This is a genomic window from Paraburkholderia sp. BL25I1N1 (genome assembly GCF_003002025.1).
In the GTDB taxonomy this organism is placed as follows: Bacteria; Pseudomonadota; Gammaproteobacteria; order Burkholderiales; family Burkholderiaceae; genus Paraburkholderia.
The window spans coordinates 159,932-186,271 of the sequence record NZ_PVZB01000007.1 but is presented as its reverse complement, the minus strand read 5'-3'; the positions used below and the strand labels follow the sequence as shown (position 1 = coordinate 186,271).

The following is a 26,340-nucleotide window of genomic DNA, read 5'->3' as shown; positions in this document are numbered from 1 at the left end:
GTTTTTCAGTCCTCCACCGCCGCCTTCAACTTGGACAACGCGTGATCCCACTGCCGCGAGATCGCGTCGAGCGCGCGGCGCGCTGCGTCGAGTTGGGTGGGCTCGAATTCCCACAAGCGTTCACGGCCCACCTTCACATCGCGCACGAGCCCCGCGTTGGCGAGCACCTGCAAATGCTGCGTGACGGACTGCCGCGTGATGTCCGTTCCCGCAGTGAGTTGCGCGATCGACATCGCGCTGCCCGCGCACAATACCGCGACCAGACGCAGACGTGTCTCGTCGCCGAGCGCCGCGAAAATGGCCGCGGAACTGCGCAGCGCCGCCGCCTTCAGAGCCGCTCCGCCAGACGCCTTCTTAACTCTTGGCGACATGCTGTTCGATGTTGGTCATCTGCTCTTCCCAACCGCCGCTATTCATACGGAACGCTTCTTCGCGGCGGCCGGGGGGAAGTTGATCGAAGCCTGACTCGACCACGCGCAACAGGGTGCCCGACTCGACCTCGGTCAGCTCGAACACCACCAGCGTAGTCGGCTCCGGTGAATAGTCCACCTCGATATCGACCGCGGCCGGATGCCAGCGCCAGGACAGGTGATGCTCCGGCTCGACGCGTTCAACATGCACGTCCATGACCAGATACTCGTAGCCCGGATAGGTAATGTTGCCCTGCACGGACTGGCCGGCCACGAACTCTTTGCCGGTGAGATTCACGCCGAACCAGTTACCGAATTCCTCGGCGTTGGACAATGCACGCCAGACCCGCGAGCGCGGCGCCTTCAGCAGAATCTGTTTTTCGATGCGATCGGTGGATGTGTTCATATGCAGCCTCCTGTCGACCATGCAACGTAGTTGCGAGCTGCATATTAGAAGCCGCGCGGCCAACATGCAAGTATTTGACTGCATTTTTGCATGCTGGTTTTTCGTAGGTTCATACGCCCACCGCGCCTTTATTTTTCTTCCTGTTCCCCGCTCTTGAACAGCCGCGCGCTCGACAGAATGGCCAGCGCGATCGCCACGCTGAGAATCGCCGTGGCCTCGCGCCCGAGCCCCGCCGCCACGCCGACGCCCGCGCTGAGCCACAAGCTTGCCGCCGTCGTCAGACCGCGCACCTCGCGCTCGGCGCTGAGCTTGATGATGGCGCCCGCGCCCAGAAAGCCGACCCCGGACACGAGTCCCTGCAAGACCCGGCTCATGTTGTCCTGCGAAAAACCGGCCTGCAGCGGCACGACCACGAACAAGGCCGCGCCGACCGACACCATCATGTGCGTGCGCATGCCGGCGTCGCGCCGTGACATCTCACGCTCGAAACCCAGTATGCCGCCGAGTATCAAGGCCAGCCCGAGGCGCATCAGGACCTGAGTGACGTCGGCCGCGCTGCCGAGATCGGAGAACTCTGCCCGGGCGGCTGCCCACACCGCGTGCCACCAGTTATACATTACATTTGCCCGACGTTTTGGAAAACGCCAAGCATACGACAATAACGCGGCACTGCGTGGCTCATCCCGCCTGCGTTTTCTTCACGAACGCACTCACCACTGATTTTTGTTGGCCCCGACGCACGATCCGCACCGCCGCGTCAGCGTGGCAGTCGGATCGCGCGCGTTGCTGCATTACTGCATCACTCCGTTGCGTGCGCGTGCATCACACCGGTGTGCATCGACCACGCCATCCACGGACGGCGCAGCGCGACGATTGCGACGAACGCGCAGGCCGCGAGCGCGCCGAACGTCGCGAAGCCCATCTGATAGCTGCCCGTGCTTTCCTTCGCGATACCCATCACGACAGGCAGATAGAATCCGCCGATGCCGCCCGCGGCGCCGACAATGCCCGACATCAGACCCGTGCGGCCAGCCCAGCGATGCGGCACCAGTTGGAAGGTCGCGCCGTTGCCCAGACCGAAGGCCACATACAGGCACAGCAGCAACGCGATACCGCCGGCCATGGTCGGCATCACCGCGGCGAACACGAAGTCGCACAACGAGATGATCGCGAGCAGGACGGTCAGCGCGCGCACGCCGGACACCTTGTCGGCGATCAGACCGCCGAGCGGACGCACCATCGCGCCAGTCGCGGCGAGCAGCGCCATGAAGAGGCCGGCGTCGATCTTCGAGAGCTGATAGAGGTTGGTCAGCAGCAGCGTGACATACGAGGACATGCCGACGAATCCGCCGAACGTAATGCTGTACACCAGCATGATGGCCCACGTGTCACGCTCGGCCAGCACTGCGCGATAACGCTTGGGCAGCACCGCAATCGCCAGCAGAGCGCCGATCACCGGCAACAGCAGCACACCTGTTTTGCCCGAGCCGAACATGCCCGCTTCGACCAGCAGCACCAGCACGATCAAGCCGATCAGCGTCACCGCGAAGCTGCCGAATGCGCGTAGCGCGCTGCCCGTTTTCACGCCGGAGTCGTTAGCCCAGAAATACAGCGTGATCGCGGCGATCGCGAGCAACGGCAAAGCGCCGCCGGCGGCCATCTGCCAGCCGTAGTGCGTCGCCAGTTGCGGGAACAGAAAGCCGTCGAGCACCGCGCCGATATTACCCGCCGCGGCGAGGCCCAGCACGAGGCCCTGCACCTTCGGCGGATAGTTGCTGCCCGCCATCGGCAGCGCCACGGCGAAACTCGCACCGCCCACGCCGAGGAACACGCCGAGCACCAGCAGCACCGTGTACGACGGCACGGACGGCATCAACGGCAACACGATGGTCGGCACCGCCGACAACAGCACGCCCATCAGCGCGATGCGCTTGCCATGCGCGGATTGATACAGGTTACCGAGCGTCACGCGCAGGATCGCGGCCGACAGCACCGGCACCGCGACCAGCAAACCCTGTTGCGCGGGCGTCATCGCGATGCTCTTGCTGATGAACGGTGCGAGCGGTCCATACAGGACCCACACGGTAAAGCCCGTGTCGAAATAGAGGAAACACGCCACCAGCGCGCGCCAGTCCCCACTCTTTAGGGAGCTCATCACGTTTTTCATCAGATATCCTCACAAAACTGATTTTTCGACTATCCAGCAGATCGCGCTATGCGCCAGGCACCGGAATGATCACCATGTTGATAACCGGCATAAACATGCAACCTCCATGCCATGCGGTTCCTTGTTTTGAAGCTGTACTGCGTACTCTTTGAAACCTTGAAACACGAGCGCGCTCGTTGCGCTGAAAACCGCATGACTATCAATAAACGTCGCGTGCGTAGCGCTTTTCCTGCGCCAGGCGGTTCACGTATTCGAGAGCTTTTTCATCGCTCATGCCGCCGTGACGGGCTACCACTTCCTTGAGCGCCGCGTCGACATCTTTCGCCATCCGGTTGGCGTCGCCGCATACGTAGAAATGCGCACCGTCTTCGAGCCACGACCACAATTGCGCACCCTGTTCGCGCATGCGGTCCTGCACATAGACCTTGTCCGCCTGGTCGCGCGAGAACGCGACGTCGAGCCGGGTCAGCACACCGGTATCGCGCATCGATTCGAGTTCGTCGCGATAGTAGAAATCGGAGGCCGCGTGCTGCTCGCCGAAGAAGAGCCAGTTGCGTCCCGTATCGCCGCGCGCACGCCGCTCGTGCAGAAAGCCGCGAAACGGTGCAACGCCGGTGCCGGGACCGACCATGATCATCGGCGTATCGGAACCATGAGGAGGACGAAAGTGCGCGGACTTCTGCACGAACACAGGCACGTTCACATCGCCCGCGCGGTCGGCGAGAAACGTCGACGACACGCCTTTGCGATGACGGCGGCCATTGCTGTAGCGCACCGCGGCAACCGTCAGATGAACTTCGCCCACATGGGCTTTCGGGCTCGACGCAATCGAATAGAGACGCGGCTGCAAACGCTTGAGCATGCCGGTCAATTCGGCGGCCGTGAGGCTCAGCGGAAATTCGTGCAGCACGTCGGCGATCTGCTGGCCCCACAACCACTGCTTGAGGTCGGCCTTGCGCTCGGGCGACAGCAGATCGCGCAGCGTGCCGTTGTTGCTGCGCGCGGCGACGAACGCGAGCAGATCGGGGCTCGGCCGCGCGATCTCGTAGTGCTTGCCGAGCGCATCGGCAAGACGCATTTCGCCCAGGCCCGCTACATTCACCGCAGCGTCCGCGCTCACGCCGCTTAGCGCGATCAATTCGTCGACCAGTTCCGGGCAGTTGCTCGGCCAGACGCCGAGCGCATCGCCTGCTTCGTATTCAAGTCCCGAGTCGCCGGTGCGCAGCGAAAAGTAGCGCGTGTCTTTCGCCGCGCCCTGCTTGTTCAGGCGCAGATTGCTGACGAGCCGCGATGCGGCCGGCCGCGTTTTGGTCGCCACCGTGCCCGGCACCACCGCGTTGATCATGCCGCCCGGCGGCACGGCATACAGTGCGGCATCCTCTTCCTTGATACGCACGATGATGCGTTCGAGCCACGCGTCCGCGTTTTCCTGATACTCGCTATCGCAATCGACGCGCTCCATCAGGCGCAGCGCGCCTTGTTCGGCGAGCCGCTCATCGAGACGCCGGCCGTGGCCGCAGAACTGGTCGTAGTTGCGATCGCCGAGCGCGAGCACCGCGAAGCGCACCCCGTCGAGGCGCGGCGCGCCCTCGCCGTTCAATTGCGTCCACAAGCTTTGTGCGTTGTCGGGTGGATCGCCGTCGCCGAAGGTGCTCGTCATCAGCAGCACGTATTGAGCTTTGGCGAGCGTCGAGGCCTGATAGTCCGCCATGCACGACGTACGGATTTCGAAGCCCGATTCCATTAACCGCGTTGCGTAGGCTTCGGTCAGCGACTCGGTGTTGCCGGTTTGCGAGGCCCACAGCAGCGTGACTTTCGGCCGTGCGCGCACGATGCGCACGCCGGACGACGCGTGCAATGTTTCTGCATTCGCCGCGGCGTGCGGCGTTGTCAACGCATCGTCCAGAACGGTCGCACTGCGGCTATAAAGACCGGCCAGCAGACCGTCGACGTAAAGACGGCTCGCCGTATCGAGCGGCGCGCTACCCGGCAGAACCGGCACGCGGTCGATACCTTGCGCTTCCGCCGAGCGCAGTCCATTCACGAAGCCGGCGAGATACGTGCGCTCCTGATCGGTGAACGAAGGCGCGGGAGTCGGCGGCAACTGCAACAGGCTGGTGAGTGCTTCGATACGGGGCATATCCAGGTCCTCGGCGCTAGCCGATACGGTGTCGGCCGGCGCGGCGCTCGCAGCGACTGCAACGGATGCATCCGCCAGCGATACATCGTCGTCATTCAGGAACGGCTCGACGCGCTCGACCGCCACCGGGCTCAGCGCCACAGCGCAGAACTTGAGTTCGGGCTGCTGCGAGACCGGGTCGATGGCGTCGCTCGTCACGGCGTTGATGCACAGGTCGTCGCCGAATACGTCGTTCCAGTGCATCGGCGCAAAGCACTGTCCCGCGCTCACGCGCTCGGTCACGACAGCCGGCAACACCGCGCGACCGCGGCGCGAACGAATCTCCACCGGGTCTTTGGCCTTGATGCCGAGCGTGGCGGCATCTTCGGGATGAATCTCGACAAACGGGCCCGGGTTCAGCCTGTTGAGCATCGCGACCTTGCCGGTCTTGGTCATGGTGTGCCATTGATGCTGCAAGCGGCCTGTGTTCAACACGATCGGAAACTCACGGTCCGGCAGTTCAGCGGGCGCCGCGTAGGCGCGCGCGAAGAACATCGCCTTGCCGCTCGCCGTCGGAAACACGAGCCGCGGGCGGCTGCCGTCGGGCCGTTCCTCAAGCGGTTGACTCACGCCGTCGTTGAGGTAGCGAACCGGGTTGCGGTCGGCGGAATCATCCGATGCAAGCGGCCATTGCAACGGCGTTTCCTTCAGGCGGCGATAGCTCGCGCCGCGCAGGTCGTACCCGGTTTTCGGATTCGACGCGCGGGTGATTTCCGCGAAGACTTCTTCGGCGCTCGCGTACGTGAAGGCATCGGCGAAACCCATTTCACACGCAACGCGCGCGATGATCTGCCAGTCCGGCAGCGCCGCGCCCGGCGGCTCGATGCCCTTTTGCATCAGCGTGAGATTGCGCTCGGAGTTGATCATCACGCCTTCGGCTTCGGCCCACAGCGCGCCTGGCAACAGCACGTCGGCGTAACGGTTGGTCTCGGTATCGAGGAACGCGTCCTGCGCGATCACGAGTTGCGCCGCACTCAATCCGTCGATCACGTTCTGACGATTCGCCACGCTCGCCACCGGATTCGTGCAGATGATCCAGCAAGCCTTGATCTCGCCCGCCGCCATGCGCGCGAACATATCGATCGTGCCGTTGCCGACCTGCGGCTTGAGCGTGCCCTTCGGAATGCGCCACAGGTCTTCGATAAACGCGCGGTCTTCTTCGACCAGCACCGAGCGCTGACCCGGCAGGCCCGGCCCCATGTAACCCATCTCGCGGCCGCCCATCGCATTGGGCTGGCCCGTCAGCGAAAACGGGCCGCTGCCGCGCCGGCAAATCTTGCCTGTCGCCAGATGCAGGTTGCAGATCGCGTTGGTGTGCCAGGTGCCGTGCGTGCTCTGATTCAGGCCCATGGTCCAGCAACTGATCCACTCTTTGGCCGTGCCGATCATCCGCGCGGCCTCGCGGATATCCTCGACGGCGAGGCCGGTGATTTGCGCGACATTCTCCGGCGTGTAATCGGAGAGAAACGCGGGCATTGCGTCCCAGCCTTCGGTAGCCTCGGCGATAAATACGGCATCCGTCTGGCCGTTTTCGTGCAGCAGATGCAGCAGCCCGTTGAGCAACGCGAGATCAGTGCCCGGCTTGATCTGCATGAACAGATCGGCTTTCTCCGCCGTGGTGTTGCGGCGCGGATCGACGACAATCAGTTTGGCGCCCGCCTTCACGCGATCCATCATGCGCAGGAACAGAATCGGGTGACAGTCGGCCATATTCGCGCCGATCACGAAGAACAGGTCAGCGTGATCGATGTCTTCGTACGATCCGGGCGGGCCGTCCGCGCCGAGCGACAGTTTGTAGCCGCTGCCCGCGCTCGCCATGCACAGGCGTGAATTCGATTCGATGTTGTTGGTGCCGACAAAGCCCTTGGCGAGCTTGTTGACGAGGTACTGCGCCTCGATCGACATCTGCCCGGAGACGTAGAACGACAGCGCGTCCGGCCCATGTTCATCGAGCAGGCCGCGCAAACGCGCTGCCGTGGTGCTGATCGCCTGTGCCATCGGCAACGGCGCCGGGTCCTGGCCACGCGCGTGACGCACGAACGCGCCTTCGAGACGCCCCGACTTGCGCAATGCCACATGCGCCGATTGCCCCTTCGTGCACAACCGTCCGAAGTTGGCCGGATGCTCCTTGTCGCCGGAGATTTTTACGACCTGGCCGTCCTCGACGTGCAGCACCATCCCGCAGCCAACGCCACAGTAGGGGCACACGGTTTTTACGTTTGTAGAGGACATGAGCGGGCGACGTCGTTAAAAAAGAATTCAGCGATTCAAACCGCGACCCACACCTGGCCGTTTTCCACGCGCGCGGCAAACGCGCCGACGGAATGCGCCGGTGTTTCGAGGCACTCGCCGGTGCGCAGATCGAAGTGATGCTTGTAGATCGGCGAGGCCACGACGATGCGTTCGCCGAGGCTGCCGATCAGTCCGCGCGAGAGCACCGCCGCCTGCGAGCCCGGATCGAAGTTTTCGATCGCGTACACGATCGGGTCCGCGTCACCGTTGTTCACGTGAAAAACCGCGACCTGTTCGCCGTTGACGAGCGCGCAAACACCCGTGTTGGGCACGATGTCGTCGAGCGGGCAAACCGGCGTCCAGGAGCGTGGCAGGCGATCGTTGTTCATGACGGAAGTCCTCGGTGAATAGTGCGGTTCAATCAAACGGTTTCGACTACAACGGGAATTGCGGCGAGCTTCGAGCGCCGCTCGGCGGGTGTGGCCGGCCGGATCTGGCCGCGCTCCTCGACGAACGCGACATGGCTGTCCGACTCGGCGCTGTTGACGAAATGACGGAAGCGCTTGCGCGTTTCGGGATCGGTGACGGCCTTCTTCCATTCGCACTCGTAGGTGTCGACCACGTGCTGCATTTCCGACTCGAGTTCTGCGGCCACGCCGAGACGATCGTTGACGACCACGTCGATCAGATAATCGAGGCCGCCTTCGAGGCTCTCGCGCCACACGCTGGTGCGTTGCAGACGGTCGGCGGTGCGCACGTAGAACATCAGGAAACGGTCGATGTAGCGCACCAGCGTTTCCTTATCGAGGTCCGACGCGAGCAGTTCGGCGTGGCGCGGTTTCATGCCGCCGTTGCCGCACACATAGAGATTCCAGCCCTTTTCGGTCGCGATGATGCCGACGTCCTTGCCCTGCGCTTCCGCGCATTCGCGGGTGCAGCCCGACACGCCGAACTTGATCTTGTGCGGCGTGCGCAGGCCCTTGTAGCGGTTCTCGATCTCCACGGCGAGACCCACCGAATCGCCGACGCCGTAGCGGCACCACGTCGAACCGACACACGACTTCACGGTACGCAGCGACTTGCCATACGCGTGGCCGGATTCGAAACCGGCGGCGATCAGTTCTTCCCAGATGAGCGGCAGTTGCTCGACGCGCGCGCCGAACAGATCGACACGCTGACCGCCGGTGATCTTCGTATAGAGGCCGTACTTCTTCGCAACCTGGCCGACCGCGATCAAACCATCGGGGGTGACTTCGCCACCCGCCATGCGCGGCACGACCGAGTAGGTGCCATCACGCTGAATGTTGGCGAGGTAGTAGTCGTTGGTGTCCTGCAGCGATGCGTGCTCCTTCTTCAGCACGAACTCGTTCCAGCACGACGCGAGCACGCTCGCCACCACCGGCTTGCAGATATCGCAGCCGAGGCCGTGGCCGTGCTTCGCGAGCAGTTCGCCGAAGCTGCGAATGCCTTCCACACGCACGATGTGATACAACTCCTGGCGTGAATACGCGAAGTGTTCGCAGACATGGTTGTTGACCGCGAGGCCCTGCTTCTTCATCTCCGCCTTCATCACCTGGGTGACGAGCGGCACGCAGCCGCCGCACGAGGTGCCGGCGGTCGTCGCGCATTTCAAAGCGCCGATATCGGTCGCGCCGGCACAAACGGCGGCGCACAGTTCGCCCTTCGAGACGTTGTTGCACGAGCAGATTTGCGCGGAAGCCGGCAACGAATCAACGCCGAGCGCGGGTTTCGCATTGCCGTCGGCCGCCGGCAGAATGAGGAATTCAGGCGACGCGGGCAATTCGATGCGGTTCAACATCATTTGCAGCAGCGTGCCGTATTCGCCGGCGTCGCCCACCATCACGCCGCCCAGCAGATATTTGCCGCACTCGGACACCACCAGCTTCTTGTAGACCTGCTTGCGCTCGTCGCTGAACTGATACGCGCGGCTGCCCGGCGTGTTGCCGTGCGCGTCGCCGATGCTCGCCACGTCCACGCCCATCAGCTTGAGCTTGGTGCTCATGTCGGCGCCGGCGAATTCCGCCGTGTCGCCGAGCAATTGCTTCGCCACCGCGCGAGCCATGTCGTAGCCCGGCGCCACGAGGCCGAACAACTGGCCGTTCCACAGCGCGCATTCACCGATCGCATAGATGTGCGGATCGCTCGTGCGGCATGCGTTGTCGATCACGATGCCGCCACGCGGGCCGAGCGTCAGGCCGCTCGCGCGCGCCAGGTCGTCACGCGGACGAATGCCCGCGGAGAATACGATCATGTCGGTGTCGAGGTGGCTGCCGTCGGCGAATTGCATGCGGTGCGTGCCCTGCTCGCCATCGACGATCGCCGTGGTGTTCTTCTGCGTATGCACCGTCACGCCCAGTTCTTCGATCTTGCTGCGCAGCACGCGGCCGCCGCCGTCGTCCACCTGCACGGCCATCAGACGCGGCGCGAATTCGACCACGTGCGTTTGCAGGCCCATGTCGCGCAGCGCCTTGGCGCATTCGAGCCCGAGCAGTCCGCCGCCGACCACCGTGCCCGTCTTCGAACGCGCGCCGCATTCACGCATCGCTTCGAGATCGTCGATGGTTCGGTACACGAAGCAATCCGCGCGCTCGCGGCCCTGCACGGGCGGCACGAACGGATAGGAGCCGGTGGCGAAAACCAGCTTGCCATAAGGCAGCGTTTCGCCCGTCGACACCGTCACGGTGCGCGCATCGCGATCGATCGCCACGGCCTTCGCGTTCAGTTTCAGGAGCACGTTCTGGCGTTCAAAGAAACCCGGTTCGACCAGCGAGAGATCGTCCGCCGTCTTGCCCGCAAAAAACTCGGACAGGTGCACGCGATCGTAGGCCGGCCGCGATTCCTCGCACAGCACGGTGATATCGAGGCCGTGCGCGGCGTCCTGGGCGAGGCACTCGACCAGTTTGTGACCGACCATCCCGTGACCGATAACGATGATTTTCATGAGCGCGGTTTCCTCAATATGCTGGTTGCGAGCGACGCCGTATGGCAGGTGGCGAAAACGATTCTGGAAATAAAAACGGCGTCCCGCGAACCCAGTCGATGACTGAATTCGGGGGACGCCGTTGTCCTGACCTGTCCTGCAGCGAGCACTTTGTGTTGCACTCGCGCCGGATCCACGTTGATCCGATGGCAAGGCTTAATGCAAAGCCCATGCCAGTTGCACCAAATGCCCGTAAGGAGGCCGTGGCGCGGGGGTTTGCGGCGAATCGCATGCGTGTGCGGCAAAGCGGGCGCACGACGCGTTTTGATGCAGCGGGGCACATGGATGGTGCGACGCAGCACCCTGCGCGTGCGAGGTGCACGCTTGCGAACGGTGCGTGGCGTGCGCGTCGGCGGCGTTATTTGCGAGGCGTGGCAAGGCGCACAGCATGCGTGGCCGATGCATGGCGTAGTCCTTGCATAAGCAGTGGCGAGTTCATGGCGGCAACGCGGCAGCCACGACATGCAGCACATACCCATGCGGGCGAAACACAACGCTGTGTTTTCACCGTGCTGGAAGCGAAACGGCAGAGCAGCACACAAGCAGTAAACGGACAACGGCGTCCCCTCGTGAGCATCACGAGCGGACGCCGTTTTTTATTGGGCGCCGGCGCGACAGCGATCGCCGGCCGACACAGAAGCGAAGGACACCGTGATGGATACCGCGATGAACACGAACACCGGCAAGGTCACCTTATTGAGTGCCGGCCCCGGCGATCTCGATCTGCTTACGCTCAAGGCCGCGAAAGCGCTAGCCGCCGCCGACGTCGTGCTGCTCGACGACCTCGCGAATCCCGAGATCGTGACGCTGGCGCCGCAAGCGCGCGTGATTCGCGTCGGCAAACGCGGTGGCTGCCGCTCGACGCCGCAAGCGTTTATCGAACGGTTGATGCGACGCTATGCGCTCAAGGGCTTGCACGTGGTGCGGGTGAAAGGCGGCGAAGCGCTGCTGTTCGGACGCGCCGGCGAAGAACTCGCGGTCTTGCGCGGCGCCGGCATTCCGGTGGAGATCGTCAACGGCATCTCGTCGGGGTTCGCGGCCGCCGCGGGGCTCGGCATTTCGCTCACGCATCGCCGCCATTGCCACGGCGTCAGTTTCGTGACCGCACATACCGAAGATCACGGCGAGCCGGACTGGGCCGCGTTGGCCGCGACACGCACCACGCTGGCGATCTATATGGGGATGCGGCGCATCGACAGTATCGCGGCCGCGTTGCTCGCGAGTTTGCCGGCCGATACACCCGCTGCCGTGGTGCAATGGGCCGGTGGCAGTAACGAACGGCGTCTGATGAGCCGCCTCGACCGGCTCGCTGCGGATGCGACGAACGCGGGCTTCGGCAGCCCGGCGGTGATTCTGGTGGGCAGCGCGATCGGAGAGAGCGTCGAGCGCGAGCGGGCTGGAGATAACGCACGGCGCGGCGAGGCGGACGCGATGCAAAGCGACATGCCGACCGCGCGCGAGGCAATCGCGCAGGCCGCGTGAGCGGTCCACACGCCTCTCGACCGCTCAAATCCGCCCACTACATTTAAACGCGGGTTCGACACCTCGGCCGGGATTCGGGTCGATCGCGCAGAGATTACCGAAATAGCTGCCGTCGGGAAAAATGATCGGTACGGAGATATAACTGCCCAGCTTGTAGATTTGCGCCGTGACGCAGGCCGCGGCGGCAAAGCCGATGCTCTGTTCTTGCGGATCATGGGCGGGGTGGAAGGCATCGCGTGGAGATGCTGGACGGTCTCGATATTGCGCGCGATGCAGGCGTTTGCAGCGTTGCCGGGCGGTAATTTATTCGTGAGAAGCGGTGCTGCCTATCCTTGCCGATTCGGCCCGAAAATCACTTGATGGAGCGTCGATTCTGTCGGGACTTCAAATTGCTCATCTAACAGGATCACAACCTGAGGGAAATCAGATGGCCCATCACCCAGCCGCACGCCTTCTGATCGCCGACGACGACGCGAATCTGCTGGCCGCTTACGTACACTACTTCAGCGCGCATGGCTTCGAGATCCGAACGGCGCGCAACGGCCTCGATGCGCTGGCTCAATACTGCGCATGGCATCCGCAGGCCGCGCTGCTGGACGTCGAGATGCCGCGTCTGGACGGACGCGCGGTGGCGCGGCGAATCCGCTACGTGGGCGATATTCCGGCACCGACGCTGGTCGCGGTCACCGGGCTCGAACGTGCCGAGGAAGTGAGCGAATCGCTGCGCTCGGGCTTCGATCATCATTTCGTCAAGCCAGTGCCGATGCCGGTTATTCTCGCGGCGTTGACCGTGCGTGTCCGGCATTAGCTCTTAATCGCCGAAGCCCAATTCCGCTTCCACTGCCTGCCCGACTCGCAGCCACGTTCCGGCGCCACTCGCGACAAGCGCATTGTTGCCGAACGTGATCGCCCCGTTTCGCTGCGGATTCGCGCGATAGACGCTCATCGTGTCGGTCGGCTCGTTCGGCCAGTCCGGATCGGGTGCGCCTTTCGCCTGGTCGATGGTCGGCATCGGACAGCGCGTGCACGGCTTGACCAGCTGCAGTTGCGCGCCCCCGCCTGCTTCGCCAGCCACGCTCAGCGTCTCCACATAGTCTTCCTCATACGCGTCGAGCCCGCTCAGCACCACGTTGGGACGGAAGCGGTCGATCGGAATCGACGGCGCGCCCTTGCCGTTCAGACGCGTGTTCAGATCGTCGAGCGACGCCTGGCCGATCACCAGCAGCGGAAAACCATCCGCGAAATGGGTGGTGGCGCCGCCCACGCTCTCCGTGAAGTCCGGATCGACAATGCGTTCGCGCTCGGGATTAAAGCGCAAGAGCCGCGCGGGCACGCCGAGAAATGTCGAGAACCACGCGGCGCATGCGTCGCCGGTGTCGAGTCCATAGGCCGCGTCGCGCCAGACCCTGGTCTGCACCGCGGGCGGCGCCTCCAGCCGCGCGCTTTCCAGCGGCGTGCGCAACTCGCTCATGCCGGGCGCGCGGATCACGAGATCCTCGGCGCCGAGTTCGACACGGATCAGCGCCATGCGCGGATACGCGCGCTGCGTGAGCATGGCGCCGGCCGGGTCGGTGACCATCCAGCAGCGGTCGTATTCGAGGCCGGTGGCGAGCAGCCGCGCCTCATTGAGGGCAATGCCCGCGCAGGATTTGATCGGATAGACGAATAGTTCGCTGATGGTCGGCATGGCGTGGGGGCGCACGTGGGGAGCGTGCGAATTCTTGTGTGCGATGCCTGATTGTAAAGCCCGCCGCTCGCTTCGTTCCAGCCGGAATAGCGGCCAAACGAACCGCCGAATACCGAAGCGCGCGATGCCGCCGTTTCTTCCGGCGGCGCTTGGACGTAAAATCCCCAAGCAAAGCGCTTGGGCAAGGACCAGGCCGGCGCTGCGGCATTCGCGCACAATGCGGATACTGGAAGGCTGCGTGCAACCCGCGCCGTCACCGAATATCAACGCGGCCGCCGCGCGCGTGCACGGTGCAATTCCCGCGCGCGGCGGTTAGCCATCGAGGCCGAAGCCATCCGTGCAAAGCGCGAGTGGCGGCGTGGCCGAGCCGATCCTTACCCTACACGAACCAGGAAATTCACTATGCTGAGCAAACCCATGTTGACCGTCGCCGAAACGACCCGCATTCTCGAAGCCGCCCGCGCCGAAGCCGAGAAACACCAGTGGGCCGTCGCCATCGTGGTGGTCGACGATGGCGGCCATCAACTCGGCATGCTGCGTCTGGACGGCAGCGCGCCGGCCAGTTCGTACATCGCGACCGAAAAGGCCCGCACTTCGGCGATCGGCCGCCGCGAAACCAAGGTATACGAAGACATGATCAACAACGGCCGCACCGCGTTCCTCAGCGCGCCGTTGCAAGGCACGCTGGAAGGCGGCGTGCCGGTGATCGTCGACGGCCACGTGGTCGGCGCGGTCGGCGTGTCGGGCGTCAAGTCGGATCAGGACGCGCAGATCGCCAAGGCGGGTATTGCCGCTATCACGGCCTGAGTTTTCAGAGCGGTTCCGTTCGCAAGCCGACCAGAACGGCCGCCATGAATCAAAGAAACTAACCGTTGCACAACGCGGGCCGATGCCCCCTCATCGGCCCCATTCAGATAGATGGAGCAGTCGATGACTCAGATGAACACGCGCGGCGGACTGCAAGTCGCCGCCAACCTCGACCAGTTCGTCGAAACCGAAGCCCTGCCCGGCACCGGAATCGACAGCGCCGCATTCTGGTCAGGTTTCGACGCCCTCGTGCACGAGCTGGCGCCCAAAAACCGCGCGCTGCTCGCCGAGCGCGACCGCCTGCAAACCGAACTGGACAACTGGCATCGCGCCAATCCGGGTCCGGTGCGCGATCTGCGGGCGTACCGTGCGTTTCTCGAAGGCATCGGCTATATCGTGCCGGTGCCTGCCGGCGTCAAGGCCACGACGGACAACGTGGACACCGAAATCGCCGAGCAGGCCGGCCCGCAACTCGTGGTGCCACTGTCGAATCAGCGCTATGCGCTGAACGCGGCGAACGCGCGCTGGGGCAGCCTGTACGATGCGCTCTACGGCACCGACGCGATTCCCGAGACCGGCGGCGCCGAAAAGCAGAAAGCCTTCAATCCGGTGCGCGGCGCTGCGGTGATCGCCTATGCCCGCAAGTTCCTCGACCAGGCCGCGCCGCTCGCGAACGGTTCGCACGCGGACGCCACGCGCTATAGCGTCGAAGCCGGCAAGCTGGTCGTCACGCTGAAGAACGGCACGAGCGAGCTGAAGACGCCGGCGCAATTCATCGGCTATCAGGGCGAGCAAAGCGCGCCGTCCGCCGTGCTGCTCAAGCACAACGGCCTGCACTTCGAAATCCAGATCGACGCGAGCGACTCGATCGGCAGGACCGATTCGGCGCACGTGAAGGACGTGGTGGTCGAAGCGGCGGTGAGCACGATCATCGACTGTGAAGACTCGGTCGCGGCCGTGGATGCGGAAGACAAGGTCCTGCTTTACCGCAACTGGCTCGGCCTGATGACCGGCGACCTGACCGAAGAGGTCACGAAGAACGGCAAGACCTTCACGCGCCGGCTGAACGCCGACCGCGTGTACACCGCCGCGAACGGCACGGCGCCGGTGGTGCTGCATGGCCGCTCGCTGCTGTTCATCCGTAACGTCGGTCACTTGATGACCAACCCGGCGGTGCTGACGAAAGACGGCCACGAGATTCCGGAAGGCATTCTCGACGCCGTCATCACCACGTTGTGCGCGTTGCACGACCGCAAGCACCAGTTGAATTCGCGCACCGGTTCGATCTACATCGTCAAGCCGAAGATGCACGGCCCGGCCGAAGTCGCCTTCGCGAGCGAGCTGTTCGCGCGCGTGGAAGACCTGCTGAAGCTGCCGCGCAACACGATCAAGATGGGCATCATGGACGAGGAGCGCCGCACCAGCGTGAATCTGCTCGCCTGTATCGCCGAAGCGTCGGAGCGCGTCGCGTTCATCAACACGGGTTTCCTCGACCGCACCGGCGACGAAATGCACTCGGCCATGGAAGCCGGTCCGATGATGCGCAAGGGCGACATGAAATCGAGCGCCTGGATTGCCGCTTACGAGCGCAGCAACGTGCTGGTCGGTTTGAGCGCGGGCCTGCGTGGCCGCTCGCAGATTGGCAAGGGCATGTGGGCGATGCCCGATCTGATGCACGCCATGCTCGAACAGAAGATCGCGCATCCGAAGGCCGGGGCGAACACCGCGTGGGTGCCCTCGCCGACCGCCGCCACGCTGCATGCGTTGCATTACCACCAGATCGACGTGCAAGCGGTTCAGCGGGAACTGGAGCGCACGGATTACGCGCAGGTGCGCGACGAACTGCTCGACGGCCTGCTGACGATTCCGGTCGTCGCCGAAGCGAAGTGGAGCGACGACGAGATCCGCAGCGAGATCGACAACAACGCCCAAGGCATTCTCGGCTACGTGGTGCGCTGGATCGATCAGGGCGTGGGTTGCTCGAAGGTGCCGGACATTCATGACGTCGGCCTGATGGAAGATCGTGCCACGCTGCGTATTTCGAGCCAGCACATTGCCAACTGGCTGTATCACGGCGTGGTGAAGCGCGAGCTCGTCGAAGAGACGTTCAAGCGCATGGCGAAGGTGGTGGATGAGCAGAACGCGGGCGACCCGCTCTACAAGCCGATGGCGCCGGGCTTCGATACGATCGCTTTCAAGGCCGCGCAGGCGCTGGTGTTCGAAGGACGCCAGCAGCCGAGCGGCTACACGGAACCGTTGCTGCATAAGTTCCGGCTGGAAGTGAAGAAGGAAGTTTGACAGCGGGTTGGCCGGGCTGCGTGTGATGCGTGGGCCGGCTGAAAGGCTGAAAGAAAGACGGGCGCCGCGTGGTTTGCGGCGCCCGTTTTAATGTGCGCGATGCTGCTGCGCGTTACCTCTGCGTGGTAAGTGTTGCGGCGGCTGTCGTGCCGGCGTTTTTGAAGTTCGCGTTGCAGCCGCTCAAGCTTGCCTCAGCAGTTGACGGGGCACTTAAGCCGCTTAAGCCGCTTCCGCCGCAAACTGCGCCGGCACGCCTTCCTGCATATTGCCCTGCATATACGCCTGCAAATAAGCCTCGAATTCCGCCTTCACTTCCGGATGGCGCAGCGCGAATTCCACCGTTGCCTTCAGATAGCCGAGCTTGCTGCCGCAATCGAAACGCGTGCCGAAATAGCGATACGCGAGCACCTGTTCTTCGGTCAGCAGCGATTGCACCGCGTCGGTCAATTGCAGCTCGCCGCCCGCGCCCGGCTTCAACGCGCGAATATGTTTGAAGATGGTGGGCATCAGCACATAGCGGCCCACCACGCCGAGATTCGACGGCGCCTTGTCCGGCGCCGGCTTCTCGACGATGCCAGACAGCTTGATCACGTTGTCTTCCCACTCGCGGCCGTCCACCACGCCATACGACCGGCTGTCTTCGCGCGCGATGGTTTCGACGCCGATCACCGAGCTGTGATAGTGGTTGAACGTATCCACGAGCTGGCTCATGACCGGCTTCGAGCTGTGCAGCAGGTCGTCGGCCAGAATCACGGCGAACGGGCTGTCGCCCACCAGCTTCTCGGCGCACAGCACCGCGTGGCCGAGACCAAGCGCTTCGGCCTGGCGCACATAGAAACAGTCGACGTTGGCCGGCTTGATGCTGCGCACCAGATCGAGCAGCTTCTGTTTGTTGCGCGCCTCGAGTTCGGCTTCGATCTCGTAGGACTTGTCGAAGTGATCTTCAATGGCGCGCTTGCTGCGCCCCGTCACGAAGATCATCTCGGTGATGCCGGCAGCAATCGCTTCTTCCACCGCGTATTGAATCAGCGGTTTGTCCACGATCGGCAGCATTTCCTTAGGACTTGCTTTGGTAGCCGGCAGGAATCGTGTCCCGAGGCCCGCTACGGGAAACACGGCTTTGGTGACTTTCAGCATGGTAGGCATTCCCACATCGGTTAGAAATTAGTGTGTCGCGGGCCTGGCGGCCAATCGATGTCGCCGGAAAGACTAGCAAAAAATTACGCCAGTACGTATGTGAAATTTCCGCAATCGGAATAAATAAATCCATTCTTTTTCGATATGCCGCATCGTGACAAACAGCGGGCAACAATTACGCGACGAAATCGATTTATTTTCCGCTAATTCCGAAAATTTTACATATCCTGACAACTGGCCTTCAGCTGCGCGAGGCGCGCCGGCGGATCGACCGCGGGCGCGCCTCGCGTCTCTTCCAGCCCGCGTTATTCGTTCTCGTCCAGCTGCGGCAGCTTGCCGGAGGTCATGCGAAAACGGCGAATGGGCTCATTGCGCAGCGCCTCCCGATAGGCGGAGGCGGCGACAAGGATCAGCAGCACGGCAATGCCGGCGAGTAAATGCAGGTTCATGACTTCACCTCGGGTCAAGAGAATCCGTGGCTTAAATTAGCACAACAAAAGCGGCAAATAATTCGCGGCTGCATCTGCTTATGCTCAATTACAATTAGTCACACAATCGCCGTTTTATTCAATTCAATACGCAATTTTTTATCGATTTTTTACCTGCGTCGTGCACTAGCATGTCATGCACCGCGGGCGCGTACGGCGCCCGCGCGAATCTGCGAATCAGCATTCCCCCTCCGTCAGAATAAGGACCGCGTATGAGCGACTCAGCACTGGATGCCGCCGGCTCATCCCTGCCCCTCTCACCGCCTCGCAAGACTGCCGCGCCCCGCGCCCAGAGCGAGGCGCGCGCCGACAGCGCCGGCAAGGAGCATGTCATCGACGCCATGCGGGGCTTCGCCGCGCTGCTGGTGGCGTATTTTCACTGCCGCCAGGTGGAATGGGTCGGCATGCAGGCGTTTCATCAGAGCGTGGGCCATGCATTCAGCCTGAATGCGATCGCCGCGTATCTGACGTTTCCGATTGCATGGGGCTCCGCCGGCGTGCCGATTTTCTTCGTGATCAGCGGTTATTGCATTCACCGGGGCGGCGCGCTGCGGTTGGCCGGCAATCCGGAATACCGGCTCGATACGGGCAATTTCTGGGTGCGCCGCTTTGCGCGCATTTATCCCGTGCTGCTCGCGGCGCTGGTGCTGACCTTCGCGCTCGACTGGTTCAGCCTGCAACTGCCGCCCGTCAGCCACAAGATCCGCGAGATCGGCCTGCAGGCCTTCCTTGTCAATCTGTTTTCGCTGCAAGGCGTGGCCGGCAAGACGTTCGGATCGAACGGCGCGCTCTGGACGCTCTCGCTCGAAGTGCAGTTCTACGCGATCTATCCGCTGCTGTTCGCGCTGCGCCGCCGTATCGGCATGACCTCCGTGCTGGCGATCGTCGCGCTCGTCAACGTGGTGTCCGCCTATGTGCTCGAACGCCACGACATCCAGTTCTTCACGTCGTACTGGTTTTCGTGGACGCTCGGCGCGTGGATCGCCGACGCCCGTGCGCATCGGGCACCGCAGGCCCGCTCGTCGGTGTGGCTCTACGCGCTCGCCGCGGGCTTCGTCGCGCTCGGCTGCGCCGCGTTTCATTTCGGCCAGTACGGCGCGTTCCAGCTCTGGGCGGTCGGCTTCGCGTTCTACCTATACAAGGCGCTGGAGCGCGGCAACCCGGAGCGCGGCCCGGCCTTCGGCACGCGTCTGCTGTCGCGCTTCGGCGATTTCAGCTTTTCGCTCTATCTGATCCATCTGCCGATCTTCGTGCTGCTGTCGTCGCTGCTGTTCCGCTCGTCGCTGCAAATGTCGATCTGGCCGTCGTTCGGCTACATGCTGGTGGCCGTGCCGGTGGCTTATGTGTTCTACCGGCTGGTCGAGTTGCCGGCGATGAAGTGGTCGGCCAGCTTCAAGCCGAAAGCGGCATTGAAAAAGGCCTGAACCCACGCAGTAAAAGCGCGCGATAAAAAAACGGAGCGAATGTCGCGAGACTTTCGCTCCGCTGCGCCAACGGCAGGAACCGGCCGAGTCCCTGCCTACCCCCGCGTAGAAACCTTTCTAAGCCCTTTCCGGCCCCGTCACGCGCTTCAGAATCCGCTCGACGCCCTCGACATAGGTCGCGGTGCCGAACCGGCTCAGCGCCGTCTGATACCCGTTTCTGACCAGCCGGTTGCGCAATTGGTCGTTCGAGCGCAATTCGACGAGCGCGTCGGCGAGGCCGTGCGCGTCTGCCGGCGTGCACAGCACGCCGTTCTCGTAGTCGTCGATGATCTCCAGCACGCCACCCGCGCGCGCCGCCACCACCGGCCGCTGCGCCAGCATGCCTTCGACGATCACGCGGCCGAACGGCTCTGGCGTGATCGACGTATGGACGACCGCATCGACCGCGCACATGCAGGCCGCGATATCGTGCTGGAAGCCGAGAAAATGCACCCGCCCGCCCAGGTTGTGCGCGGCGACGAACGCATGCAGTTCGATCTCGTACTGGTCCTCGCCGAAAAGCGGCGCACCCACCAGCACCGCATGCATCTGCGGATTGAGCACCATCGCTTCGAGCAGCACATGCTGCCCTTTCCAGCGCGCGAGGCGGCTGAACGAGCCGACCAGAAACGCGTCTTCCGGCAAGCCGAGGCGTTTGCGCAGTGTTGCTTGCGGCACCGTGCGCAAGGCGTCGAACGGCGCGGCGGAAATGCCGTTGAATACCACGTCGATGCGCTTTTCGTCGAACTGCGTGAGCTCGGCGAAAGCACGCGCCGACGCGGCCGAGTTGGCGATCACATGCGTGAGGCCAAGACGCGCGCACCATTTGATGATGGCCAGTTGCTTGCCGCCGAAATGCTCGGGGCTCACGATATCGCGCAGATGCCAGACCACGGGACGCCGCGCCAGCTTGCCGGCGAGCGCGCCGATCACCATGGCGCGCTGGGTGTTCGCATAGATCACGTCCGCGTTGCGCGCGCGTTTGGCCGTGGCGCGCACGAGCGATATCAAACCCTTGAGCGCCTGGCCCTTCGGCATCGAGCCGCCCTGCTTACGAACATGGCGCAGCGCGCCTGCATCCAGCACGTCGACGGCCACGCCGGCTTCGGCGAGCGCGGTGCGGAACGGACCATCGTCGAACAGCACGACTTCGATGCGCGAGCGCAACGCCTTGACGATTTCCAGCAGCGACAGTTCGGCGCCGCCGAGCACGCCGCTTTGATCGACGGCCAGAATGCGCGGACCGCCGGCGACGGTTGGCGCCTTATACGGCACGTACGGCGGCAGCGTCGCCGTGCGCAGCGCAGGCACCGCCGCCCGCACATGCGCGAAGAAGCGCTCGCGGAAATGCGCGGCGGAGAACTGCTCGGCGTTCGCGCGGCAGTCCAGCGGCGAGAAACGTTTCACGTGGCCGTCGAAACGCTCGACCGCGGCAATGATCGACTCGGCGTTCTGTTCGTCGAAGAACATGCCGGTGGGCCGCGGCTCGGACAGATCGCGCACGGTTTCGAGCGCGCCGCCCTTGCCGTAGGCGATCACCGGCGTGCCGCAGGCCTGCGCTTCCACCACCGAAATACCGAAGTCCTCTTCCGCGGCGAACACGAAGGCCTTGGCGCGACTCATCTTTTCCTTCAGCACCTTGAACGGCTGATAGCCCATGATCTCGACGTTCGGCCCCGCCTTCGCGCGGATCTTCTGCATGTCGGGGCCGTCGCCGATCACGACGAGCTTGCGCTCCGGCATGCGCGCGAATGCCTCGACGATCAGATCGATCTTTTTGTACGGCACCATGCGCGAGGCGGTCAGATAGAAGTCGTCCTTGTCGGTGCACAGCGCGAAGGCTTCGACATCGACCGGCGGGAAGATCACCTGCGCGTCGCGCTGATAGACCTTCTTGATGCGCCGCGCGATGAACTCGGAATTGGCGACGAAGCCATCCACCGCATTCGAAGTGCGGATATCCCAGTTGCGCATGTAATGCAGAATCAGCCGCGCCATGGCCGACTTCGGGCCGTTGGTCAGCTTCGACTGCTTGAGATACTGATGCTGCAAATCCCACGCGTAGCGGATCGGCGAATGCACGTAGCTGATATGCACCTGGTCGGGGCCGGTCAGAATGCCCTTGGCGACGGCGTGGCTGCTTGAAATCACCACGTCATAAGCCGATACGTCGAGCTGCTCGATCGCGAGCGGCATGAGCGGCAAATACGAGCGGTACTTGGTGCGCGCGAGCGGCAGCTTCTGGATGAACGAGGTCGTGACGGACTTGCCGCGCAGGAAGCTGCGGTCGTCGAGAAAATCGACGAGGCTGAACAGGTCCGCGTCCGGAAAGCACGCGACGATCTGTTCGAGCACTTTCTCCGCCCCCGCATAGGTGACGAGCCAGTCGTGCACGATCGCAACGCGCACCGTTTTATCCGCGCGCATCGCGGCGCGGCGCGGCGGCGTCTGAACGCCGGGAACGGTAGTGAGTTCGGCCAGTGCGCTGCGCGTCGCGGGTTGCAGCACGGCTTCTTCAAGGACTTCGTGGTTCATGCGCTTTTCCTCGGATTCAGTCGCAACAGCAGTGAACGCGCAAGATCGCGCAAGGCGGGTGTCATCGTGATTGACCAGGCGACATTCGCGCCTACCATCAATACCCCGGCGACAATCGCCATGGCGAGACCCGGCAGGATGCTGGCGAGCCACAGGCTGGCCAGCAGGAAAGCAAGGTGAGCGAGCATGTCGAGCGCGATCTGCTTCGCGCGGATCGCCGACAGCCGCAACAGCACCGCGTAGTCGAACAGCGCGCGACCGGCCACGGCCACCGCCGCGCCGGTCAGGCCGAAATGCGTGATGCCGAACCACAATGCCCCCGCAAACAGGGGCAATTCGAACAAACCGACGCGCGCGGCCGTGGCCGGATTGACCTGTGACTGGATCAGAATCCGCGTGACGTTCGCCTGGCCGACGAGCCACACGGCGACGATCATGATCCGGCCCACGGGCGCGGCCACGGTGGCGATCTCATTGCCCACCCACAGATGCAGGAACGGTTCGAGCACCAGCATCGCGACCAGTGCGACCGGCGTGAACACGCCATTGAGAAATTCGAGCGACTGCTGGGTGATGGTGTCGGCGTCGGCGCGGCCCACTGCGGAAAGCCGCGGAAACAACGTGCGCACCAGCGCCGTCGGCACAATGTTCAGGCGTGTCACGAGGTTCTGCGGCACCGTGTAATACGTGACGAAACGTGCGCCGAGACTCGTGCCGAGCATCACGCGATCGAGCGAGTCGGCGATCATGGTGGTGACGCTCGCGATCAGCATCCAGCCGCCGAAATTGAACAGCCCCTTTGCCACGCCGAATTGCGGCGGCAAAACGCGGCGGATTTCCAGCACTTTCAGCGCCGAGCGGCCCAGCAGAAGCGCGGCGACGATTCGCGCGAACACCGCGGCGGCCAGCACGTTCTGCAAGGTCGCGCCCATCCACAGCGCGGCGCCGAGCGGCAGCAACTGGAACAGAAACGTGCCGATGGTCTGATTGGTGTTGTAGACGCCAAAGCGTTCCGCGCCATTGATCGCGCCCGCGAACACCCACGACACGTTGGCAATCGGGATCGCGACCGCGAGCCACGGCAGCGCCATGTACACCTCGTGCTGCAGTTCGGGCGACACCTTGGTGAAGTACGCGGTGTAGAGAAACGCCCCGAAATAAATGATCAATCCGCCGATCACGCCGGTCGCGAGATTGAGCCACGTCGCGCTCCAGAACACGCGCGCGCTCTCGTCCTTGTCGCCGGACGCGCGCGCCTTCGAGATGTGATTCTGCGCGGCCATGCTCATGCCGAGATCGAGAATGCCGAAGTAGCCGATCAGCGTCCACACGAGGCTGATCACGCCGTAGCGCTCGACGCCGAGCAGCTTGATATACGACGGCACGGTCACGAGCGAGACGAAAGTGGGCAGCACCAGCCCGAAGAAATTGATCGCTACGTTCTTGAGGATGCCTTTGTCCATCGGATGCCTTGGGTTTGACTACGTTTGCCTGCGGGTTGCCTTGTCATGCGCTGAAGCGCTCATGCCTCGTTCATCAAGGCTTCCAGCGGTACATCATCACTTTGCCGCGCGCGTCTTCCTCGACGAACACGAGGTACTCGCCGTTCGCGCGTTTGGCGGCGCTGATACCGTTCGGCACATCGACCCAGCCCGACGCGCGGCCCACCTCCGGGCCCGGCCGGATCACGCCGATCTCCTTGCCGCTGTCCTTGTCCCACACGTGGACCGCGCCGACCGGCTCGACGCCGAAAATGTATTGCCCTTCGACCGTCAGGCCGATGATGGTGGCGATGGGTTTGCTCTGCGTCTGCCACGGCAGCGTGATCGCATAGCGCTGCACGGGATTGCCGCTCGACCATTTGTCGTAGCGCACCAGTACGCGGCCCACTTCTTTCCAGAAGCCGCGATCGACCGGCGTGTCGGACGTGTAGCCGGTCACGTACATCGTGTCGCTGTCCGGCTCGTAGATCGCGCGATGCAGTTCCGTGAACGGTTGCGGCACCGGGTACTGCGTCATGTTCGAATACGCGTAGACCGGATTACCCTTCGCATCCAGCCCGCCGAAACGGAAGCGATAGATGCCTTTGGTGTCGCGTGTGCGCCAGATGTCGCCGGCGGTATCGACCCACCAGCCCCAACCGCCCGCGAGCTTCGTGCCGCTGGTGTTGAGCGTGAATTCCTCGGTGTTGAACTTGCCGTCGCCGTTCGCATCGCGCCAGATCCAGTCGCCGCCCGGCGGCGCATTCGGCACCTTGGCCACCGCACGCTCGCGTCCCGCGATGAAGCCGGAAGGAATCGCCGTTTCGCCATCGTGTTGCGGGTCGAAGCGATAAATCTTCAGATGGTCCGCGTACATGTCCGTGAGATACAGGAATGTGTGGCCCTTCAGTTTGCGGGCGATCGGCAGGCCCGGATACTGATCGGTGTGAAACACCGGATCGTCCGGGTACTTGAAGCGGTTCGACAGGAAACCTGCATATTTCCAGTCCTGTCCGGCAGGCTTCGACAGATCGAGTTCGAAACGCTTATTGCCCGTATAGACGCTGTCCGGGCGCGACGGATCGATCCACGCGCCGTCGACGAACAGGAGCCCCTGCACCTGCCAGTTCTGCTTGCCGTCCGGCGCGTAGCTTTCGAGCGTCGCGCCGAGGCCTGCGCCGATCGGCTCGTAACGCGGACCGATGCCGTTGGTCGACACGTACACGTTGCCGCGCGCATCCACACCCACGCCGGTGAGGCCGTTGAAACGCTGCGGGCCCGGTTTACCGGCGACGCCGCTGAAAATGCCGCCGCGCTCGCCGAGTGAACCGGACTCGCTATAACGACCGTTGTTCCTGCTGAAATACAGCACCTGCTGACGGGGACCGTTATCCGCGATCAGGACGCGGCCTTGCGCATCGGCCGCGATATCCACCGCGATCGTCCCGCCAGGCAGCGTAAAGTTTTCGTCGATGCGTTTGCCCGCCGCCGTGTAGTGCTCGACATGCGGTTCACGATCGTTGCGCGTGCCGCTCAACACCCACAGCGTACCGTCGGGCGCGAGTGCGATCCGGCCCGGCTCATGCACGCTCCATGTGCTTTTCTGCTGCATCGATTCGGCGTCGTACACCTCGATGCGATCGCGCGCCGTGTTGGCCGCGTACAGCGTGGTGTCGTTCGCCGCGAGGCCGCCGATTTCGGCGCTCGTGCCGGTCGGCACTTCGTTCATCATCAGGAAGCCGGCCGCCAGTTGCGCATGCGGGTCGGCGCTTTTCGCGGCGGGCTGGAACGGTGCGGCCCGCTTCGGATCGGCGATCTGCCGGCGCGAAATGCCGTACCACTGCTTGCCCTTCTCCGGCCATACGCCCTGCTCGACCAGCCGTCCTTTCTCGTTGCCGACCGCGATCGCGACGAACGCGTACTTGCGATTCACCGCGACCGCGTTGCCGCCGCCGTTGCCCCAGCCATGCGTGCCGCCCGCGAAGCCGAGCATCTTGCCGTTCTGATAGACGCTCGCTTCAGCGCCGCTTTCGTCCCATGGCGCGTTCGAATAGACCTTGCCGTCGGGCGCCACCGCGATCGCGGTGATGTTGATCTGCGCCCAGGTGCCGTCGCCGAAACCGAAGGTATTGCCGATCCACGATGTTTTCGCGTTCAACGCGGTTTCCGCATGCGCCGTGAAACTGGCCGCTCCCGCAGCCAGTCCGGCAGTGCATGCAAAAACAGCGAGCCGGCTTTTGAACGTGAAACGAGGCAAAGGTATTTCCTCCAATCGGCGCCGCGCGCGGGCAAATAAGGCTCGCGCGGAAAACAACTCAGTGAATGACGCTACGAAGCGCGGTCGATCATCGTGACGCGGACCGCTAGAAGCCATGCAAGGACGTATGACAGATTCGCGCGGGAACAGGACCTGGGCACAGCATCGACGGGATGAACGCCGCAAGTCCGGGCGCCTCGACAGCAATCTGAGCGTGAAGCCCACGCGCCGTCCCTGGCCACCCAATCCGCACAGCTCACATTACGCGGAAAAAACGCCGCAACGAAAATCGAAAATAATTCAAAAATAT

18 protein-coding genes are annotated in these 26,340 nt (G+C 63.5%); 5 read left to right on the top strand and 13 right to left on the bottom strand.

Annotated elements, in window-relative coordinates; genetic code table 11:
• Positions 1-5 precede the first annotated feature (5 nt).
• The 7 genes from B0G73_RS12815 to nirB all read right to left on the bottom strand — a co-directional run bounded on the left by B0G73_RS12815 (position 6) and on the right by nirB (position 10,356).
• A complete protein-coding gene (locus B0G73_RS12815) occupies positions 6-371 on the bottom strand; it encodes a helix-turn-helix transcriptional regulator (RefSeq protein WP_106281200.1) in 366 nt (121 codons plus the stop codon).
• A complete protein-coding gene (locus B0G73_RS12810) occupies positions 355-816 on the bottom strand; it encodes an SRPBCC family protein (protein WP_106281198.1) in 462 nt (153 codons plus the stop codon). The genes B0G73_RS12815 and B0G73_RS12810 overlap by 17 nt, the downstream gene beginning before the upstream one ends.
• Positions 817-944: 128 nt before the next feature.
• Positions 945-1,433: an MgtC/SapB family protein gene (locus tag B0G73_RS12805; RefSeq protein ID WP_106281196.1), complete on the bottom strand. Its 489-nt coding sequence runs from the start codon at positions 1,431-1,433 to the stop codon at positions 945-947.
• Between the two features lie 182 nt (positions 1,434-1,615).
• On the bottom strand, positions 1,616-2,983 hold the full coding sequence (locus B0G73_RS12800; RefSeq protein ID WP_106281194.1) for an MFS transporter: 1,368 nt from the start codon (positions 2,981-2,983) through the stop codon (positions 1,616-1,618).
• 199 nt (positions 2,984-3,182) lie between these two features.
• Positions 3,183-7,394 (bottom strand): bifunctional nitrate reductase/sulfite reductase flavoprotein subunit alpha, encoded by a 4,212-nt coding sequence (locus B0G73_RS12795; RefSeq protein WP_106281192.1) that lies wholly within the window; start codon positions 7,392-7,394, stop codon positions 3,183-3,185.
• A 35-nt stretch (positions 7,395-7,429) separates the two neighbouring features.
• Positions 7,430-7,783: a nitrite reductase small subunit NirD gene (gene nirD / locus B0G73_RS12790; protein ID WP_106281190.1), complete on the bottom strand. Its 354-nt coding sequence runs from the start codon at positions 7,781-7,783 to the stop codon at positions 7,430-7,432.
• 32 nt (positions 7,784-7,815) lie between these two features.
• The gene (gene nirB, locus B0G73_RS12785) at positions 7,816-10,356 is read right to left on the bottom strand and encodes a nitrite reductase large subunit NirB (protein ID WP_106281188.1); all 2,541 of its coding nucleotides are present in this window, start codon (positions 10,354-10,356) and stop codon (positions 7,816-7,818) included.
• 705 nt (positions 10,357-11,061) lie between these two features.
• On the opposite strand from nirB, the gene cobA reads away from it, so the two are divergent.
• Positions 11,062-11,877 (top strand): uroporphyrinogen-III C-methyltransferase, encoded by an 816-nt coding sequence (cobA, locus tag B0G73_RS12780; RefSeq protein ID WP_106281429.1) that lies wholly within the window; start codon positions 11,062-11,064, stop codon positions 11,875-11,877.
• Positions 11,878-12,304: 427 nt separating this feature from the next.
• Positions 12,305-12,685 carry a response regulator gene (locus tag B0G73_RS12770; RefSeq protein WP_106281184.1) on the top strand — a complete coding sequence of 127 codons (381 nt, stop codon included), beginning with the start codon at positions 12,305-12,307 and terminating at the stop codon, positions 12,683-12,685.
• A gap of 3 nt (positions 12,686-12,688) precedes the next feature.
• On the opposite strand, the gene B0G73_RS12765 is transcribed toward B0G73_RS12770, so the two are convergent.
• Positions 12,689-13,564 carry an MOSC domain-containing protein gene (locus tag B0G73_RS12765; protein WP_106281182.1) on the bottom strand — a complete coding sequence of 292 codons (876 nt, stop codon included), beginning with the start codon at positions 13,562-13,564 and terminating at the stop codon, positions 12,689-12,691.
• Positions 13,565-13,966: 402 nt separating this feature from the next.
• Between B0G73_RS12765 and B0G73_RS12755 the strand changes: the two genes are divergently transcribed.
• Together B0G73_RS12755 and B0G73_RS12750 are read left to right on the top strand one after the other, a co-directional pair.
• A complete protein-coding gene (locus B0G73_RS12755) occupies positions 13,967-14,371 on the top strand; it encodes a heme-binding protein (protein ID WP_106281181.1) in 405 nt (134 codons plus the stop codon).
• Positions 14,372-14,494: 123 nt separating this feature from the next.
• Complete coding sequence (locus B0G73_RS12750) at positions 14,495-16,669, top strand: malate synthase G (RefSeq protein WP_106281179.1); 2,175 nt, start codon at positions 14,495-14,497, stop codon at positions 16,667-16,669.
• Between the two features lie 219 nt (positions 16,670-16,888).
• On the opposite strand, the gene galU is transcribed toward B0G73_RS12750, so the two are convergent.
• Positions 16,889-17,806: a UTP--glucose-1-phosphate uridylyltransferase GalU gene (gene galU / locus B0G73_RS12745; protein WP_106281427.1), complete on the bottom strand. Its 918-nt coding sequence runs from the start codon at positions 17,804-17,806 to the stop codon at positions 16,889-16,891.
• 305 nt (positions 17,807-18,111) lie between these two features.
• Positions 18,112-18,255 carry a hypothetical protein gene (locus B0G73_RS40465; RefSeq protein ID WP_181196538.1) on the bottom strand — a complete coding sequence of 48 codons (144 nt, stop codon included), beginning with the start codon at positions 18,253-18,255 and terminating at the stop codon, positions 18,112-18,114.
• 251 nt (positions 18,256-18,506) lie between these two features.
• Between B0G73_RS40465 and B0G73_RS12740 the strand changes: the two genes are divergently transcribed.
• Positions 18,507-19,718 (top strand): acyltransferase, encoded by a 1,212-nt coding sequence (locus B0G73_RS12740; RefSeq protein ID WP_106281177.1) that lies wholly within the window; start codon positions 18,507-18,509, stop codon positions 19,716-19,718.
• Positions 19,719-19,835: 117 nt separating this feature from the next.
• On the opposite strand, the gene B0G73_RS12735 is transcribed toward B0G73_RS12740, so the two are convergent.
• From B0G73_RS12735 to B0G73_RS12725, 3 genes are all read right to left on the bottom strand, one after another.
• A complete protein-coding gene (locus tag B0G73_RS12735; protein WP_106281175.1) occupies positions 19,836-22,292 on the bottom strand; it encodes a glycosyltransferase family 4 protein in 2,457 nt (818 codons plus the stop codon).
• Positions 22,289-23,755, bottom strand: a complete 1,467-nt coding sequence (locus tag B0G73_RS12730) for a flippase (RefSeq protein ID WP_106281173.1) — start codon at positions 23,753-23,755, stop codon at positions 22,289-22,291. The genes B0G73_RS12735 and B0G73_RS12730 overlap by 4 nt, the downstream gene beginning before the upstream one ends.
• Positions 23,756-23,828: 73 nt before the next feature.
• A complete protein-coding gene (locus B0G73_RS12725) occupies positions 23,829-26,030 on the bottom strand; it encodes a hypothetical protein (RefSeq protein ID WP_106281171.1) in 2,202 nt (733 codons plus the stop codon).
• Positions 26,031-26,340 lie beyond the last annotated feature (310 nt).

Excerpts from the sequence above, each read along its gene's own strand:
- B0G73_RS12740 (WP_106281177.1), top strand. The coding sequence starts at position 18,507 with ATGAGCGACTCAGCACTGGATGCCGCCGGCTCATCCCTGCCCCTCTCA.
- B0G73_RS12750 (WP_106281179.1), top strand. The coding sequence starts at position 14,495 with ATGACTCAGATGAACACGCGCGGCGGACTGCAAGTCGCCGCCAACCTC.
- cobA (WP_106281429.1), top strand. The coding sequence starts at position 11,062 with ATGAACACGAACACCGGCAAGGTCACCTTATTGAGTGCCGGCCCCGGC.
- nirB (WP_106281188.1), bottom strand. The coding sequence starts at position 10,356 with ATGAAAATCATCGTTATCGGTCACGGGATGGTCGGTCACAAACTGGTC.
- B0G73_RS12810 (WP_106281198.1), bottom strand. The coding sequence starts at position 816 with ATGAACACATCCACCGATCGCATCGAAAAACAGATTCTGCTGAAGGCG.
- nirD (WP_106281190.1), bottom strand. The coding sequence starts at position 7,783 with ATGAACAACGATCGCCTGCCACGCTCCTGGACGCCGGTTTGCCCGCTC.
- B0G73_RS12765 (WP_106281182.1), bottom strand. The coding sequence starts at position 13,564 with ATGCCGACCATCAGCGAACTATTCGTCTATCCGATCAAATCCTGCGCG.
- B0G73_RS12730 (WP_106281173.1), bottom strand. The coding sequence starts at position 23,755 with ATGGACAAAGGCATCCTCAAGAACGTAGCGATCAATTTCTTCGGGCTG.
- B0G73_RS12770 (WP_106281184.1), top strand. The coding sequence starts at position 12,305 with ATGGCCCATCACCCAGCCGCACGCCTTCTGATCGCCGACGACGACGCG.
- B0G73_RS12800 (WP_106281194.1), bottom strand. The coding sequence starts at position 2,983 with ATGAAAAACGTGATGAGCTCCCTAAAGAGTGGGGACTGGCGCGCGCTG.
- B0G73_RS12795 (WP_106281192.1), bottom strand. The coding sequence starts at position 7,394 with ATGTCCTCTACAAACGTAAAAACCGTGTGCCCCTACTGTGGCGTTGGC.
- B0G73_RS12805 (WP_106281196.1), bottom strand. The coding sequence starts at position 1,433 with ATGTATAACTGGTGGCACGCGGTGTGGGCAGCCGCCCGGGCAGAGTTC.
- B0G73_RS12815 (WP_106281200.1), bottom strand. The coding sequence starts at position 371 with ATGTCGCCAAGAGTTAAGAAGGCGTCTGGCGGAGCGGCTCTGAAGGCG.
- B0G73_RS12735 (WP_106281175.1), bottom strand. The coding sequence starts at position 22,292 with ATGAACCACGAAGTCCTTGAAGAAGCCGTGCTGCAACCCGCGACGCGC.
- galU (WP_106281427.1), bottom strand. The coding sequence starts at position 17,806 with ATGCTGAAAGTCACCAAAGCCGTGTTTCCCGTAGCGGGCCTCGGGACA.
- B0G73_RS40465 (WP_181196538.1), bottom strand. The coding sequence starts at position 18,255 with ATGAACCTGCATTTACTCGCCGGCATTGCCGTGCTGCTGATCCTTGTC.
- B0G73_RS12755 (WP_106281181.1), top strand. The coding sequence starts at position 13,967 with ATGCTGAGCAAACCCATGTTGACCGTCGCCGAAACGACCCGCATTCTC.